This is a genomic window from Curtobacterium sp. VKM Ac-2922, assembly GCF_022815645.1.
Taxonomy (GTDB): Bacteria; Actinomycetota; Actinomycetes; order Actinomycetales; family Microbacteriaceae; genus Curtobacterium.
Window position 1 is genome coordinate 72254 of sequence record NZ_JALGRO010000002.1, and the last position, 13669, is coordinate 85922.

Consider the following 13669-nt stretch of genomic DNA (forward strand, 5'->3'; position numbering starts at 1 on the left):
TCGCTGACCTCAGCTACCGCGACTACGCGGATCGGATTCCGCTGCGATGCGGGATGAGTACCTGGCGCTGGGCGTCGACGAGGCGACGGAGGACGAGGTCCGGACGTTCCTGCGCCGGATGAATGCCAACTACCGGATCGACTCGGGTCCGGACCCAGGTCGGCAGCTGCTCCGGCAGGTCGGCGGACAGCTTGGACATCTCGGTACCGTGGACCCATGACGACGACGTCGACGACCCTCAGCAACCTCCGCCCGGTCGGGGGACCCATGCTGCCGTCGGACCGTCCCCGAACGGTGTACCGGGCGAACACCGAGCCCGTCCGACCCCAGGCGTACCCGCCTGACCTGGCAGCGGTGATCGACCTGCGCCGAGACGACGAGGCCGATGCGCTCCGGCACCCACTCGCCGACACCGCGGCGTACCGCGCAGTGCCACTGTTCGACCCGACCTCACCTGTTGAGTCGGCCGCGGACGTCGTCGAACTCGAGGACCAGTACATCGACTGGCTCGAGCGGCACCGGTCGGGCATCGCCGCAGCACTCCGGGTGATCGCATCCACCGAGGGCGACGTCCTGGTGTGCTGCTCGGCGGGCAAGGACCGCACGGGGATCATCAGCGCGCTGCTCGCGCGGCACTGGGGCGCGAGTGACGAGTGCGTCGGGACCGACTACGCCGCGAGTGCCGCCGGCCTGGTCGACCGGTTCGCGGCGGAGCGTGCCGTCAGTGACGACCCGGCAGCGACGGCTCGCGCGCAGCGCTGTGTGCCTGAGACGATGACGACGGTCATCGCCCACGTCGAGCGGCGGTGGGGGAGCGTGGACACGTACCTGCGGTGGCTCGGGCTGACGGCCGATGAGATCGGCGCGCTCTGATCGCGACCACATGACGGGAGGCTCGGTGCGCGTCCGACGCGCACCGAGCCTCCCGTCGGTCTGGTGACGTCACCAGGCGAAGTCCTCCGGCGACGTCGTGTGGCCGGGGAACAGCTCGTCCAGGCGCGCGAGCGCCGCGTCGTCGTTCCCGGGCGTCCTCGCCACCTGATCGGTAGGCTGGCCCGATGGCCCAGGGGACCATCGCACATCCGCTCGTCGACGCCGTGGGGACGGGCTTCGTCGTGACCGAGAGCGACGCCCGGGTCGTGGACCTCTCCAGCGCCCGGAGCGGCCTGCTGCGCGAAACCGCCAGTGCGGGCCTCGCCACCGTGTTGCTCACCCCCGCCACCAGCCGGGTCACGGTCGCACTGCTGACCGCGCTCCGCGGTGCCGGCGGGACGTGGGTCGTCCGTGTCGGCAACGCCTACCGTGCGGTCGATCCGGACACGGTCGCCGGGACGGTCGGCGAGGCATGGACCTCGTCGTCCGCGCCGGTCCGACGCGTCCTCCCGGCGTCTGACGAAGTCCCGTGGACCGAGTGTTCTGTCTCAGTGCTGCACCGGGCCACCGAGGGCGTCGTCCTCGGTCGGGCCACCGAGGAACTGCTCGAGGCCCTCGCCGGCACCGGTCCCGCGGCCTGGGGCCTCGTCGAGCCGACGTCGCTCTCCTGGGACACGGCGGCACTGACGGCCGTGGCCCGCGGCCGAGCGCCGGCGCCCACCCATCTGCATGCGGTCGCCGTCGTCCCAGGAGGGACGGCCTCCCTCCGGATCAGCGTCACCAGGACGGACCAGGGCGTGCTCGAGGAGACCCGGCTCGCGCTGCCGCGCGTCGGTGGCGTCGACTCCGGCAGCACCGTCGATCCCGACACCGTCGTCGTCGCGGCGCTGCGCGACCTGGCCCGGCGTCACCGCGTGCTGCTCGCGACGGCGTGGCGGACTGCCGGGCACCCGGATGCGACGCTGGGCGCCCGGCCCCGGGTCCTGCCGGTGCCGCTCGGCGCCGTGGTCGGGGCGCGCGCCGTCCGCGACCTCCGCATCGACCCGCGGTCGGTCGTCGGGAACGGGATCGAGACGGTCGGGCCGCCGCGGGTTCCCTCGATCCTCCTCGACACCGGGGTCGCCGCTCGAACCGTCGTGCCGGCTGCGGCCACGGCGAGCCCAGGTGCACCGGATCCGACGGACGCAGGGTCCCCGACGACCGGTCCGGCGGAGGCAGAGGTCCGCTGGGCGCGGTTCCACGCGCTCGTCACGCGCCTCGGCCCGCTCGCTCCGGGTCTCCTGGACGGGCAGGACCCCACCGCCGTCCCAGGCGGCAGCGATGTGTCGGAGGCCCGGTCCTGACCGCGGAGTGGGTGGTGCTCACCCGTGAGCACGTCGACGCGGTCGCGGTGCTCGCCGGTGCCGCCGAGGTCGACTCGGACATCGGGGTGCGGCAGCTGTGGAACGGCGGCGCACTGCAACTCGTCGACGTGGACGGCGTCGTGCTGCTCACCCTGCTGCAGTCGCGACGGCTCGACGTCGACGTGGACGCCCGGCGGCTGCTCGGCGCAGAGGCGCGGGAGGCTTGGGAGTCGACGGAGCCTCCGTTATGGTGGACCGAGATCCACGCGGCGGCACAACCCCCGTTCCAGGGGACAGCCGCACGAGTCGTCCGTGCGATCGCCACGACGGCCGGGGGAACGGCCGCACGACGGAGCGGGCCCGACGAGGGACCCGGGGATGCTGGAGGGGAGCAACGATGAGCGGTTGGAAGATCGAGCCCGCAGGGGTGCAGACGGCGCTGACGAACACGCAGGAAGCAGCGACGACGCTGTCGAAGGCGTTCGACGCCCTGGTCGCAGCCCAGGAGTCGCTCACGACGGCATGCGGAGACGACCAGGCCGTCCCCGGAGCCGTCGCCGAACTCATCACGAGTCACAAGGACCTCTTGACACGGGTGGGCAACCACATCACCGCCGGGCTGGCCGGGGCGTCGGCCTCGACCCTGGCCTACTACAACGGTGACGAGCAGATGGCCACGTCGCTGCAGGCCGATGCCGTCCGCGCCTCGGGCGACGGCAACTTCTCGGCCTTCCACCTCGGGGAGTCCTGATGCAGCAGTGTCGCGCCGACGGGCTCATCGACCCCGACGCCATCCCCGGGACGAACATCCAGCCCGCCGTGGTGGACGAAGCGTCCACCGCGTTCACGAAGTCCGGCACCGCGGTCGCCGACGGCGGCACTGACGTCAAGGCGAAGTGGGGTGGGCTCGCCGGCAGCTACGAGACGCCCGACTCCGCGCAGCTCCTGTCGGTGATGGACAGCGTCGTCACCGACACGGCCTCCTTGTCGACGACGATGGCGTCGGTGGCGAAGGCCGTCAGCACGTACGCGTCGGCGATCGAGCCGGTCGTCGCCGAGCTGAAGAAGATCCAGGGTGAAGCGCGCACGTTCGTCGCGAAGGCGCTCAAGGGCAAGACCGTCGGCCCGTGGGACCCGGACCACCCCGCCAACCGCGGGCTCGTCGAACTGGTGCAGAACTTCGGGCAGGTGCTCGACGACGTGCACATCCCGTGGGACCAGTACCAGCCCTACATCAAGGAGAACAACGACCTCCTGACGCGGGTCGCCGAGCAGGAGACGAAGCTCTCTGCAGCGTCGGCCGACTGCGTCAACGCGATCAACGGCCTCCGCACCGACATGTGCATCGCGCCGGTGTCGGGCGTCGACTACGCCGGCGCGGTCAAGGCGAACCAGCCCATGGTCTGGGGCGCCACCGGCCGCGGCGACCAGAGCTGTGGGCAGAAGTTCGGCTCGGGCATCGAGGACGCCGCCAAGGGCACCGTCGAGGGCCTCGGTGGGCTCGTCAGCTACAACGCGCAGACCGGCAAGTGGGGCGACTGGGACTGGGCCGGGAAGTCCTGGCTCGGGTTCGCCGAGTCGCTCGGTGCGATCGTCCTCATCGGCAGTCCGCCGCTGCTCCTCGCCGCGTACCTGCCGAAGGGCATGGTGCCCGACGAGGTGCGGAACACGGCGCTGAACATCGTCGACAAGCAGAAGCAGATCGTCGAGGGCTTCGTCGGGACCCCGGAGGACTGGGCGAACGACCCGGCCCACGCTGCCGGTGGCCTGACGTTCAACGTCGGCACGCTCTTCATCCCCGGCGCCGGCGAGGTCGGCGCGGGTGCGAAGGTCGCCTCCATCGCCGCGAAGGTCGGCACGATCGGGGCGGACGGCAGCAAGCTCGCAGCCGTGACGGCGAAGGTCGCGGCCGTCGGCACCACCGTCGTGCGGGTGGGCGACGCGCTGAGTGCGATGCGCGCAGGGGTCCGTGGGGCCGTGGACGACGCGATGAGCGCGGTGCGGTCGGACCTCGCGAAGTCGCTGCACTCCTTGGCGGACCGGATCCCCGGCATCAACGTGGCCGTCGAGCGGGCCGCCATGCCCGGGGGGATGGACATCGGGCTCGGGCACCCGCGCATCGAGGTCGAGCCCGGCGGGGGCGGGCAGTGGTTGCACTCGGTGGCGGATCACGTCGGCGGGGCGGGTTCTGAACCGAATCCGGCAGTCGGAGCCCATCACGACGCCGCGAGTCATGCCGATGTGGCCACGCACGACGGCTCGACGTCTGATGGAGCTGGCGTTCATGGCGCAGCCGCGGATGGTGGCCATGCCGCTCCTTCAGAAGGAGAGCTGCGCGCACCGGGCGAAGCCTCGACACCCGTTGCGAGTGATACGGCACCAGCCGCCCTTTCGGTGGACGATGTCTCGGTACACCAGGATGGTCCGGCCATCAGTGATCCGGAGGTGTCGAAGGCTTTCCACGAGTTCGGGGGTGTTGAGGCTATGGAGCGCCGTTGGGGGCAGGCGTCACACACCACAAGCCGCCACCTATGGGGCGACGAGCCCGGAGTGCTTCAGACCGATGCGCAGGTCATGGGTCGTGATCCCATGCCGTTGGAAGGGCACGGTGCCTTCCGGCTTGCCGAAGGAGATCTGAACAAGGTCATCGGTCAAGCACTCGAGGCGGCGGGTGGCGATGTGAAGAGCTGGGTGAGCGGTGGTTCATCGAAGTTGTTCGTGAGGAACTTCGAGGCGACTGCTCCAGTCGGGGTCCACTTCGGTGGTGCTCTGCAGCCGACAGCGTCGTTCCGGATAATCCTCCGCCGGGACATTCAATCTCCGCTGGGCTTCTACTTGAAGTCCGCCTTCCCGATCAGAGCGAAGTGACCCCTGTGAACCTCCAAGAGCTTTCTGGAACCGACCTCTGGCAGGCATTGCCTGCCCTCGCAAACCTGCTCGCCGGCACGTTCCACCAGGATTGGCGCGATGATTACGCAACAGCGGCGGAAGCATTCTCGGACAGCGCGGGCGGCTACTCACCCGCGGAGGCCAGTGCCGTGCAACGAGAAATCAGCACTCTCATCGGTCCTGCGCGGGCTCAGAACGAGCTGAGTTTCCTCGGGAGGAAACTCGAGTTGAACCTGGACCCTTTGACTGACTTCGACATGTCTTGGTCGGACTTCCTCGAACGAGTTCGAGCTGTGATCGGCGATGTCCATCCGGTGATCTGAGAACGGTAGCGTCCTCGTCCGCGGACACCTTCGCGGAGCGATCCTGCACCCGCCGGACACCGCCGTTCGTGCAGGTCGCGGGCGCCTTCGTCGTCGCCCACACAGAGAGGAGCTTCTACGTGACTTCGCTCGAAGACGACTTCGCGCTGCAGAACCGGATCGCCATCATGACGTTCGACCGCCTGGAGCAGCCCTGGTCGCGCGCGGCAGCGGTGTCCGTGGAACTGGGCGTGACGGCGAAGTTGGAGTACGCCGTCGAGCGTGCCGGTGCCCTCTCGACCGCTGGCCTGCCGACAGCCGCCGAGTTCGATGCGTGGGCGGCTCTGCGGGAGCAGATGGCGGAGCCCGCCCGGGGCGCATGGTTCACGGCGCGTCTCCTGCTCGACGTCAGCGGCCAGTACCGATTCGAGTTCGACTGGGACCAGGAACCGGCTTGGCCTGTGACCATCGACGTCGACGGTGGCCTCCTCGAGTCGCGTCCCGTCGTGGGCCCCGACCTCCGCGATGACCTCCGTCGCTACCCTCGGTCGGAAGAGCCGACGTGGCTCCGGGAGCGCATCGCCGCGGACGTCGTCGAGTTCGAGGACGGGGAACTCGACGGTGAACTCAGCGGGCTCACTGCGAGCAACAACTGGGGTCTCGTCCGAACGGTCACCCGCGAGACCATCGACGCTCTCGCCAGTGGTGGCAGTACAGACGACCTCGACGAGGAAGAGGTCGCGAGTTCGGTGTTGTCCGAGGTCCTCGGAGCGACCCAGGGGCTCCACTTCGTGCGCCTGATGCGCGATGCAGCGGCAGCCGGTCTCGTCAGTCCTGTCGTGGTCCCGGACGTCGATCTCGATCGGCCTTCGTACGTCCTCGCTGGCGAGGACGACGCATTCCGAGCGATGGCGGTGGCGGCTGTCCCGGTGCTCGAGAAGGTCGCGGCGTTCGAGCTCTCGAAGGTCGCGAGCAAGGAGAGGCCGCTTTAGCGCGCTCGGGAGTGCCCCGGTTCACTCGTGCTGGTGCACGTGCACCCACCGGCCGCCGAACGCGACGCGGAGATCGTCGCGGAGCCGCCGAGCGAGCGCGACGGCCTGCGCTGTGGTCTGCACCTTCGGCACGATGACCACGCCGGGGTTGCCGACGGTGCAGGATCCTTCCGTGTCCATGTCGCCAGCGCGGGCCTCCCGGCCGCAGCCGGCACAGACGAAGACCGGCTCCGGAGCACCGTCTGCCCAGGCGAAGAGCTGCGGGAACGCGAGGTCCCCGTCGACCTCGGTGCCGCACGTCGAGCAACGAGGGCCGCGCATGTCCTCCATCGCGAGCCACAGACCGTCCGACACCCCGCAGGCGATGGTGCCGCGGTCGTCGTCCGCGCCGACACCGGCGGCTGGTCCGAGGAGATCGGGTTCACGCGCAGGGAAGCGCAGCCGAGCAACCTCCGGGTCAGGCGATGCCCAGGCATGCGCGCGGAGCCACGCCCCGACGGCGTCCGCGGTGGCCTCCTGCTGCGCCGCCGGCACGCCCAACGCCACGATGAAGTCTCGGTCCGCTCCCACCCGTCCAATGCACCACATGGGTCAGCGGCGGTGGGCGATGATGGTGGGCATGGATGCGACCCAGCTCGAACTCGACGTGGACGGGACGGCGGCGTGGTCGTCGGCTGAGCCGGAACGCCTGGCGTGGTCGATCGCCGAGAGCGTCCGTGTGCTCACCGCGCTCGGCGGGTGCTACGCCGGCCCGTGGCAGCTGCGGCACGACCGCTTCCGGCCCGCGGTGGAAGACGTCGCGGCCGTGCCGCTCGAACGACTCGTCGTCGAGGTCGGCTCGCGCCCGGTCCGCGACGTCGACGACCGGGCGCTGCCCGAGCACGGACACCGCTTCGCGCTCGACAACGGCACGGCGACCCTGCGCGTTTCCGCCACCAGGACGTGGCCGTCCGTGAGCGTCGCGCCGTTCCGGGCGGCGCGCGGGGATCGCGTCGTGGACGACGCCGTCGTCGCGGCGGCGACCGACCTCCTGACGACCCTCGTGACGACCTGGGACGGCGAGTCCGCGCGTGCGCACCACGGACGAACGGTCGTCGCCGAAGTGGTGCCGCCGCGCGTCGCCAAGCTGTCCGAGGCGCGAGACGACGAGGCGGGGGACATCTGATGGAGCGTGCGCTGCCGTCCGTGATCGTGCGGTGGGAGCGCGGCCGGGTCGTCCGTCCCTCCGACGTCGCGGACCGACTCCGGACGACCCTCGCTGCACTCCGCGAGGCTGGTCCGGCGTACCAGGGGCCGTGGCGTCTCGGCGCAGAGCGGTGGGAACCGGAGATGCCCGACGCCGAGGCACTCGCTCCGGCGGACCTCGTCGCGGCGGTCGGACGGCGACCGGAGCGGGACCACCTCGACCGGGTCGACCACGGGCAGTCCGGTGGGTACACGGTGGGACTGACGAACGCCGCGTGGGTCCAGGTCGCCGTCAGGCCGGACCATGTGCGGGTGTCGACACACTGGGTGCAGGATCCCTCAGCGTGGGGCCTGCCGGCGTCGTCGGTGTGGCCCAGCCTCGCCGCCGCGCTCGGGACGGTCTGGGCCGGCGCCGTGGAGGTGCGGACCCGCGATGCCGTCCTCGCGACCTGGACGCCGACCTGACGCTCAGCGGTGCTGGTGCACGTACGCCCACCGGTTCGGGAACGCCAGTCGGAGTTCGTCGATGAGCCGGACCGCCATCGCCGGCCCGTCGTGGTCCGGCGTGATGAGCACCAGGCCGGGGTTCCCGAAGACGAGGGAGGCCGACACGTCCATGTCGCCGGCCAGCGACACGGCCCCGCACCCGGTGCACGTGTAGACCGGTTCGTCGCCGTCGATCCAGTCGCCGAGTCGGCTCACGTCATCGTCGTCAGCAACGGTCGTGCGACAGGACCAGCACGAGGGCCCCTCCATCGAGTCGACTGCGTCCCACATCGGGTCGCCGACGCCGCAGGACACCGTGCCGATCAGGGTGTCCCGAGCCCGGCCGGGCCGGTCCATCAGGAAGTCGTCGGCCCGTTCAGCGAGGAGGTCGGGCTCGCCGGACGGGAACTCGAGCGCCGCTGCTGCCGGGTCGGGTCGCGCCCACCCGGTCGACCGGAGCCACGCCGTGACGGCGTCGGCCAGGGCCTGTTGATCGATGGACGGCACGTCCAGCGCGACGAGGAGTTCGCGGTGTTCGCTCATGGTGCGGTCCTTGCAGGCCGGTTCGCAACCAGAGCACGGACAGGAGGCGCCGTGCGGGCCCGCACCGCGCCTCCCGTCCGCCGGTCGCGTCCGTGACTCACCAGGCGAAGTCCTCCGGCGACGTCTTGTGGCCGGGGAACAGCTCGTCCAGGCGCGCGAGCGCCGCGTCGTCGAGGTGGACGTCCGTCGCGCGGACGGCCGACTCCCACTGCTCCATCGTGCGCGGGCCGGTGATCGGCGCCGTCACACCCGGCTGGTGGAGCAGCCACGCCAGGGCGAGCTCGCCGGGGGTGTGTCCGAGGTCCTTCGCGAGGGCCTCGTACGCCGTCAGCTGGTCACGGTGTCCCTCGACGTACTCGGCGCTGCGGCCGGACAGACGGCGCGAGCCCTGCTCGGTCTTCTCGATGATGCCGCCGAGCAGGCCACCCTGCAGCGGCGACCACGGGATCAGGCCGAGGCCGTAGTGGCGTGCAGCGGGCAGGACCTCGCGCTCGACGTCACGGACGACGAGGTTGTAGATCGACTGCTCGCTGACCAGACCGAGGAAGTTGCGGTGCTTCGCGGCTTCTTGCGCCTGGGCGATGTGCCAGCCGGCGAAGTTCGACGAGCCGACGTACAGCACCTTGCCCTGCTGGACAGCGAGATCCATGGCCTGCCAGATCTCGTCCCAGGGGGTGTCCCGGTCGACGTGGTGCATCTGGTACAGGTCTATGTGGTCCGTCTGCAGGCGGCGCAGTGACGCGTCGAGCGACTGCCGGATGTTGTAGGCCGACAGCTTGCCGCCGTTCGGCCACTCGATCATCTCGCCGTAGACCTTGGTGGCCAGGACGGTCTTCTCGCGACGTCCGCCGCCCTTGGCGAACCAGCGGCCGATGATCTCCTCGGTGGCACCCTTGCCCACCGAGCCGCCGTAGCCGTTGGCGGTGTCGAAGAAGTTCACGCCGAGCTCGTGCGCCCGGTCCATGATCGCGTGCGAGTCGTCCTCGCTGGTCTCCGGTCCGAAGTTCATGGTGCCGAGCACTGCTCGTGACACCGACAGCCCTGTCCGTCCGAGGTGTGTGTAGTCCATGTGTCTGGTCTACCCCGTGCTCGCTGCGTCCTGACAGGCCCTGCGAGTACCGGTGACGACAGACGACGGACATCCGAGCCGCCGCCACAGGGAGGAGCACACCATGCCCGCTGATGACGACCTGCCCGGCACGCTGCTGCGTTCGCCGGAGCATGCCCAGGCGATCTACGCCGCGGCGCGGAAGTCCGCCGAGGCCGAGTACGGCGAGGGGGAACGTGCCGGCCGCACGGCCTGGGCGGCGGTGAAGCACGAGTACGAGAAGGTCGGGGACCACTGGGAGGCGAAGGAGTCCTCGGGGCCGTCGGACTCCGGCGCGACCCAGGAGGGCGTCGACGCCACTGCGACGAAGGCGCACCTGATGGAGATCGCGAAGCGCCTGGACGTCCGCGGACGGTCGTCGATGGACAAGGGTCAGCTGATCGAGGCGATCAAGCGAGCGAACCGGGCGGCGAGCGCGGCCGCACGGCGGTGACGCATTCCGCGCCGCGCATGCACGGCGCGACGCCCGGAGTACCGTTCGTCGGATGAACATCCCTTCCCTCCGCGGCAGCCGGATCCTCGGGTTCGGACACCACCAGCCATCGCGGGTGCTGGACAACGCAGAACTGTCGACGATGGTCGACACGAACGACGAGTGGATCGTCACCCGTACCGGGATCAGGACCCGGCACATCGCGGGCGAGGGCGACACCGTCACGTCGATGGCCACCGAGGCCGGCCGTGCGGCCCTCGCCGACGCGGGGCTCGCACCGACGGACGTCGACCTGGTCGTCGTCGCCTCGACGACCCACCGCGACCGTGCGCCGTACACCGCCGGCCGTGTCGCGGCGGAACTCGGCATGAGCAACGGCCCGGCGCCCATCGACATCAACACCGCGTGCAGTGGGTTCGAGTACGCGATGGGCATCGCGGACCAGGCCATCCGGACCGGGAGTGCCGACACCGCGCTCGTGATCGGGTCCGAGGTGCTGTCCGGCATCGTCGACTGGACCGACCGCTCGACGTGCGTGCTGATCGGCGACGGGGCCGGTGCGACCCTGCTCGGCGTGTCCGAAACCCCGGAGATCGGGCCGGTGTCGTGGGGGAGCGTCCCGCACCTGCAGGACGCCGTGCGCGTCAGCGGCGAACCGGAGCGGTTCTCGCAGGAGGGTCGCTCGATCTACCGGTGGGCGATCACCGAGGCCGAGGGACACGCGCGCAAGGTCGTCCAGCAGGCCGGGCTGACGATGGACGACATCGCGGTGTTCGCGTTCCACCAGGCGAACCTGCGGATCATCGAGCCGCTGGTGACGGCACTCGGCGGCGAGTCGAAGTACGTCGTGCGCGACGTCGTCGAGTCGGGCAACACGTCCGCCGCGAGCGTGCCGCTCGGGCTGTCGAAGGCGTGGGCCCGCGGCGAGCTGCCCGAGGGGGTGCCGGCGCTCCTGTTCGGGTTCGGCGGGGGCTTCGCCCACGCTGGACAGGTGGTCACCACGCCGGTCCGCGCGCGCTGAGTCGGACGTCTGCGTGATGCGCTCGAGTGTCCGCGCGATGCGCCCGACTGTCGGCGCGATGCGCTGGACGGTAGGCATGATGCGCTCGACCGCCTGACGGACGGGAGGCCCGTGGCTGCCTCGCCACGGACCTCCGGTCCGTGCTGCCGGCGACCCGTGTGCCGAGTCGTCAGAGGGCTCGGCCGCCGGGCCGTCCGTCGCGCACGGCACGCTTGTCTGCCTGCTGCTGGCGCTTGTCGGCTTTCTGCTGGAGCTTCCGCTCGCGCCGGTTCGGCTTGTCCGCGCGACTCGGCGTGCCCGACGACTGCTCGAGAACGATCGGGAAGTGCGCCGGCGGCTCGCCGAAGCCGGTCCTCGATGCCTGGATCACCTTGCGGCCGAGAGCGTGGTTGCCCAGCCCGCCCACCGCTGCGCCGATGCCGAAGGGCAGCGCGCGACCGAGGATCGACGTGCCCTGGCGTGCGACGAAGCGCTTGATGAACGAGTCCCGGACCTGCTTCGCGATCCCGCTGACCGCCTGCTGCGGCAGCGACGACGCCACCATCTCGCCCCAGAAGGCCGTGCGCGCCTGACCGCCGGCTGCCTGGCCCGCGAGCTGCTTGATGAGCTGCGTGCCCGGGGTGCCGAGGATCATCGCCATCACGAGCGTGCGGGAGCGTTCCGGGTCGTCGAGGGTGATGCCGTGGACCTCTGTCACGGACTGGGCGAACAGGGCGGTGGCTTCGAGGAACCCGACCGTCTCGGCACCGCTCAGGCCGAAGCTGGCGGCCATTCCGATGCCCGGCACGACCGCACTCGCGCCTACTGCCGCACCACCGGTCGTGACCGCGGTCAGGTAGTGGCGTTCGAGGATCTCGATGACCTCGGCCGGGGTGGCGTCGGGCTTGCGGCGTCGGATGCGATTGACGTGCGCCACCACCGCCGGGCGCTGGACGTCGAGGACACGGTCGAGCATCTTCGCCCAGCCCTTGGACGTCGCGGGGACCTGGGTCGGGGGTGCGGACTGGTCGACGGGGGCGGAGGGCAGCGAGACGATCGCCTGGTCCCGCTCGCCCGACCGGTCGTTCTGCTTCGGGGCCATGCCGCAACGCTACGCCGGGCACGTGGGAGGGTCGCTGGATGGCTCCGGAACACGCGTCAGTGGAAGTGGGAACCGTGGGTCGTGGCTCGGGACGTTGCTCGGGTCGTGGGAGGGGCGCACGAGCGCCACGATGCTCAGCGACAGGGCACGCCGGCGCTGACGAGCTTTGCACGAACCACCTCCGGGTCCATCAGGTCGGCCCAGGTCAGTCGGACGACACGGCGGACTTCGGCGAAGGAGCGGACGAAGTCCTCGCGCTGCTTCTCGCGCCAGTGGGCATCGGCGGTCGAGATGCCGTCGAGCATCGTGGGGTCTTGGTACTTCGCGCGACCATCCACCTCGACCACGACGCCCTGGGTCGGGAACCAGAAGTCCACGATGGCCCGTTGGTCGCCGGGGCGGGAGAACTCGTGCTGCTGGACCGGATCCGTGGTGCCGAGCTGGCGGAAGCGCACGCGGGCGACCGACTCTGCCGCAGACCCTGACCGCGTCGATCCCATCGCGATCGCCGTACGTGCTCGTGCGAAGGCCTTCGGTGCCGTTCGGTCGAGTTCCTCGCTGAGCAGTGCGCGCGTTGTGGCCCCCTGCCCGAGCGCGGCATCGATCATCGGGACCGCCGCCGTCAGGGTCGCCGTGCAAGCGACATCGGCGAGCGTCCTGACCAGCGACGTGACCCGTGCGCCGGCGAACTCGACGGGGAGCGTAGACGGATGCCGTTCTCGATGTTCGTCGGTGGGCAGCTCGACGACCCCGTGGTGGACCCGGAGGAAGCGACTGCCGTCTGGCCGAGCACGGCGCGGGTCGGTCAGGTGTACCTGATCGGGTGGCGGCTCGACGAACGGCAGCGCGTGGACCGCCGCGGCCGAGGCGTGGGAGATGACCCGCGGCGGGAGAACGAGCGGAGCGGTGGCGCGGACGAGCACGAGGTGGCGTTGCTCGGGGAAGAGCCCTGCCACGTCGGCTGGCCGGACGAGGACGCCGGGTCGGATCGCGATGTACTCCCCACGATGGACTGCTCGTTGGAGTGCGCGGCGTTCAGCGCTGTCGTGGTGGGCGATGCGGATGAGCGGGACGGTCGGAGCTGCAGACATGACGACACTGTCGCGCTTCCGGGGCTTGGACCGCGTCGCCGTAGGCCGATCTGTGGATGATGCCCCGAGCCTCCAGGATGTGGAGGAGAGTCGTGCGCCGCCGATGCGACAGGGACGGTGTCGGACGACAGCGAGGTTGTCGCGCGGGTGGCGACGGTCCGCTGGGACGACAGCGACGGTGTCGTACGACAGCGACGATGTCGCGCGGGTGGCGAGGATCCGCTGGGACGACAGGGACGGTGTCGGACGACAGCGAGGTTGTCGCGCGGGTGGCGAGCATCCGCCCGAACGACAAGGACGATGTCGTACGACAGCGACGATG

At 70.6% G+C, this 13669-nt stretch carries 18 protein-coding genes; 12 read left to right on the forward strand and 6 right to left on the reverse strand.

All coding sequences use genetic code 11. The annotated features are described in order from the left end of the window. Window positions 1-22 precede the first annotated feature (22 nt). Window positions 23-199: a hypothetical protein gene (locus MT346_RS02295; protein ID WP_243561143.1), complete on the reverse strand. Its 177-nt coding sequence runs from the start codon at window positions 197-199 to the stop codon at window positions 23-25. Window positions 200-216: 17 nt separating this feature from the next. On the opposite strand from MT346_RS02295, the gene MT346_RS02300 reads away from it, so the two are divergent. From MT346_RS02300 to MT346_RS02330, 7 genes are all read left to right on the forward strand, one after another. After that, window positions 217-873, forward strand: coding sequence for a tyrosine-protein phosphatase (locus MT346_RS02300; RefSeq protein ID WP_243561144.1), 657 nt, complete (start codon window positions 217-219; stop codon window positions 871-873). A 185-nt stretch (window positions 874-1058) separates the two neighbouring features. Further along, window positions 1059-2216 (forward strand): DUF6177 family protein, encoded by a 1158-nt coding sequence (locus tag MT346_RS02305; RefSeq protein WP_243561145.1) that lies wholly within the window; start codon window positions 1059-1061, stop codon window positions 2214-2216. 14 nt (window positions 2217-2230) lie between these two features. Continuing rightward, on the forward strand, window positions 2231-2617 hold the full coding sequence (locus tag MT346_RS02310; protein ID WP_243561146.1) for a hypothetical protein: 387 nt from the start codon (window positions 2231-2233) through the stop codon (window positions 2615-2617). Beyond that, window positions 2614-2967, forward strand: a complete 354-nt coding sequence (locus MT346_RS02315) for a DUF6507 family protein (protein WP_243561147.1) — start codon at window positions 2614-2616, stop codon at window positions 2965-2967. Before MT346_RS02310 ends, MT346_RS02315 begins: the two co-directional genes overlap by 4 nt. Then, complete coding sequence (locus MT346_RS02320; RefSeq protein ID WP_243561148.1) at window positions 2967-5084, forward strand: hypothetical protein; 2118 nt, start codon at window positions 2967-2969, stop codon at window positions 5082-5084. Before MT346_RS02315 ends, MT346_RS02320 begins: the two co-directional genes overlap by 1 nt. After that, window positions 5081-5428 (forward strand): contact-dependent growth inhibition system immunity protein, encoded by a 348-nt coding sequence (locus MT346_RS02325; protein WP_243561149.1) that lies wholly within the window; start codon window positions 5081-5083, stop codon window positions 5426-5428. Before MT346_RS02320 ends, MT346_RS02325 begins: the two co-directional genes overlap by 4 nt. Before the next feature lie 68 nt (window positions 5429-5496). Then, window positions 5497-6399: a hypothetical protein gene (locus MT346_RS02330; RefSeq protein WP_243561150.1), complete on the forward strand. Its 903-nt coding sequence runs from the start codon at window positions 5497-5499 to the stop codon at window positions 6397-6399. A 21-nt stretch (window positions 6400-6420) separates the two neighbouring features. On the opposite strand, the gene MT346_RS02335 is transcribed toward MT346_RS02330, so the two are convergent. Then, window positions 6421-6969 carry a hypothetical protein gene (locus MT346_RS02335; RefSeq protein WP_243561151.1) on the reverse strand — a complete coding sequence of 183 codons (549 nt, stop codon included), beginning with the start codon at window positions 6967-6969 and terminating at the stop codon, window positions 6421-6423. Window positions 6970-7018: 49 nt separating this feature from the next. Here MT346_RS02335 and MT346_RS02340 point away from each other — a divergent pair, with 49 nt between their 5' ends. Both MT346_RS02340 and MT346_RS02345 read left to right on the forward strand, forming a co-directional pair. Continuing rightward, window positions 7019-7564, forward strand: a complete 546-nt coding sequence (locus MT346_RS02340) for a hypothetical protein (RefSeq protein WP_243561152.1) — start codon at window positions 7019-7021, stop codon at window positions 7562-7564. Further along, window positions 7564-8049 carry a hypothetical protein gene (locus MT346_RS02345; RefSeq protein ID WP_243561153.1) on the forward strand — a complete coding sequence of 162 codons (486 nt, stop codon included), beginning with the start codon at window positions 7564-7566 and terminating at the stop codon, window positions 8047-8049. The genes MT346_RS02340 and MT346_RS02345 overlap by 1 nt, the downstream gene beginning before the upstream one ends. A gap of 3 nt (window positions 8050-8052) precedes the next feature. On the opposite strand, the gene MT346_RS02350 is transcribed toward MT346_RS02345, so the two are convergent. Together MT346_RS02350 and MT346_RS02355 are read right to left on the reverse strand one after the other, a co-directional pair. Further along, the gene (locus MT346_RS02350) at window positions 8053-8613 is read right to left on the reverse strand and encodes a hypothetical protein (protein ID WP_243561154.1); all 561 of its coding nucleotides are present in this window, start codon (window positions 8611-8613) and stop codon (window positions 8053-8055) included. 97 nt (window positions 8614-8710) lie between these two features. Continuing rightward, window positions 8711-9682 carry an aldo/keto reductase gene (locus MT346_RS02355; protein WP_243561155.1) on the reverse strand — a complete coding sequence of 324 codons (972 nt, stop codon included), beginning with the start codon at window positions 9680-9682 and terminating at the stop codon, window positions 8711-8713. A gap of 103 nt (window positions 9683-9785) precedes the next feature. Here MT346_RS02355 and MT346_RS02360 point away from each other — a divergent pair, with 103 nt between their 5' ends. Further along, the gene (locus tag MT346_RS02360; protein ID WP_243561156.1) at window positions 9786-10154 is read left to right on the forward strand and encodes a ChaB family protein; all 369 of its coding nucleotides are present in this window, start codon (window positions 9786-9788) and stop codon (window positions 10152-10154) included. Window positions 10155-10206: 52 nt separating this feature from the next. Continuing rightward, window positions 10207-11175, forward strand: a complete 969-nt coding sequence (locus tag MT346_RS02365) for a beta-ketoacyl-ACP synthase III (RefSeq protein WP_243561157.1) — start codon at window positions 10207-10209, stop codon at window positions 11173-11175. 169 nt (window positions 11176-11344) lie between these two features. Here the strand turns inward: MT346_RS02365 and MT346_RS02370 are convergent, their stop codons facing one another. Beyond that, window positions 11345-12256, reverse strand: a complete 912-nt coding sequence (locus MT346_RS02370) for a hypothetical protein (RefSeq protein ID WP_243561158.1) — start codon at window positions 12254-12256, stop codon at window positions 11345-11347. A gap of 134 nt (window positions 12257-12390) precedes the next feature. Then, window positions 12391-12864, reverse strand: a complete 474-nt coding sequence (locus MT346_RS02375) for a hypothetical protein (protein WP_243561159.1) — start codon at window positions 12862-12864, stop codon at window positions 12391-12393. 102 nt (window positions 12865-12966) lie between these two features. On the opposite strand from MT346_RS02375, the gene MT346_RS02380 reads away from it, so the two are divergent. Further along, entirely contained in the window at window positions 12967-13407 is a 441-nt protein-coding gene (locus MT346_RS02380; RefSeq protein WP_243561160.1) for a hypothetical protein, read from the forward strand. Window positions 13408-13669 lie beyond the last annotated feature (262 nt).

Bases quoted from the DNA above. Each gene is read 5' to 3' on its own strand.
- MT346_RS02295 (WP_243561143.1), bottom strand. From the start codon at position 199: ATGTCCAAGCTGTCCGCCGACCTGCCGGAGCAGCTGCCGACCTGGGTC.
- MT346_RS02300 (WP_243561144.1), top strand. From the start codon at position 217: ATGACGACGACGTCGACGACCCTCAGCAACCTCCGCCCGGTCGGGGGA.
- MT346_RS02305 (WP_243561145.1), top strand. From the start codon at position 1,059: ATGGCCCAGGGGACCATCGCACATCCGCTCGTCGACGCCGTGGGGACG.
- MT346_RS02315 (WP_243561147.1), top strand. From the start codon at position 2,614: ATGAGCGGTTGGAAGATCGAGCCCGCAGGGGTGCAGACGGCGCTGACG.
- MT346_RS02320 (WP_243561148.1), top strand. From the start codon at position 2,967: ATGCAGCAGTGTCGCGCCGACGGGCTCATCGACCCCGACGCCATCCCC.
- MT346_RS02340 (WP_243561152.1), top strand. From the start codon at position 7,019: ATGGATGCGACCCAGCTCGAACTCGACGTGGACGGGACGGCGGCGTGG.
- MT346_RS02345 (WP_243561153.1), top strand. From the start codon at position 7,564: ATGGAGCGTGCGCTGCCGTCCGTGATCGTGCGGTGGGAGCGCGGCCGG.
- MT346_RS02350 (WP_243561154.1), bottom strand. From the start codon at position 8,613: ATGAGCGAACACCGCGAACTCCTCGTCGCGCTGGACGTGCCGTCCATC.
- MT346_RS02355 (WP_243561155.1), bottom strand. From the start codon at position 9,682: ATGGACTACACACACCTCGGACGGACAGGGCTGTCGGTGTCACGAGCA.
- MT346_RS02360 (WP_243561156.1), top strand. From the start codon at position 9,786: ATGCCCGCTGATGACGACCTGCCCGGCACGCTGCTGCGTTCGCCGGAG.
- MT346_RS02365 (WP_243561157.1), top strand. From the start codon at position 10,207: ATGAACATCCCTTCCCTCCGCGGCAGCCGGATCCTCGGGTTCGGACAC.
- MT346_RS02370 (WP_243561158.1), bottom strand. From the start codon at position 12,256: ATGGCCCCGAAGCAGAACGACCGGTCGGGCGAGCGGGACCAGGCGATC.
- MT346_RS02375 (WP_243561159.1), bottom strand. From the start codon at position 12,864: ATGATCGATGCCGCGCTCGGGCAGGGGGCCACAACGCGCGCACTGCTC.
- MT346_RS02380 (WP_243561160.1), top strand. From the start codon at position 12,967: ATGCCGTTCTCGATGTTCGTCGGTGGGCAGCTCGACGACCCCGTGGTG.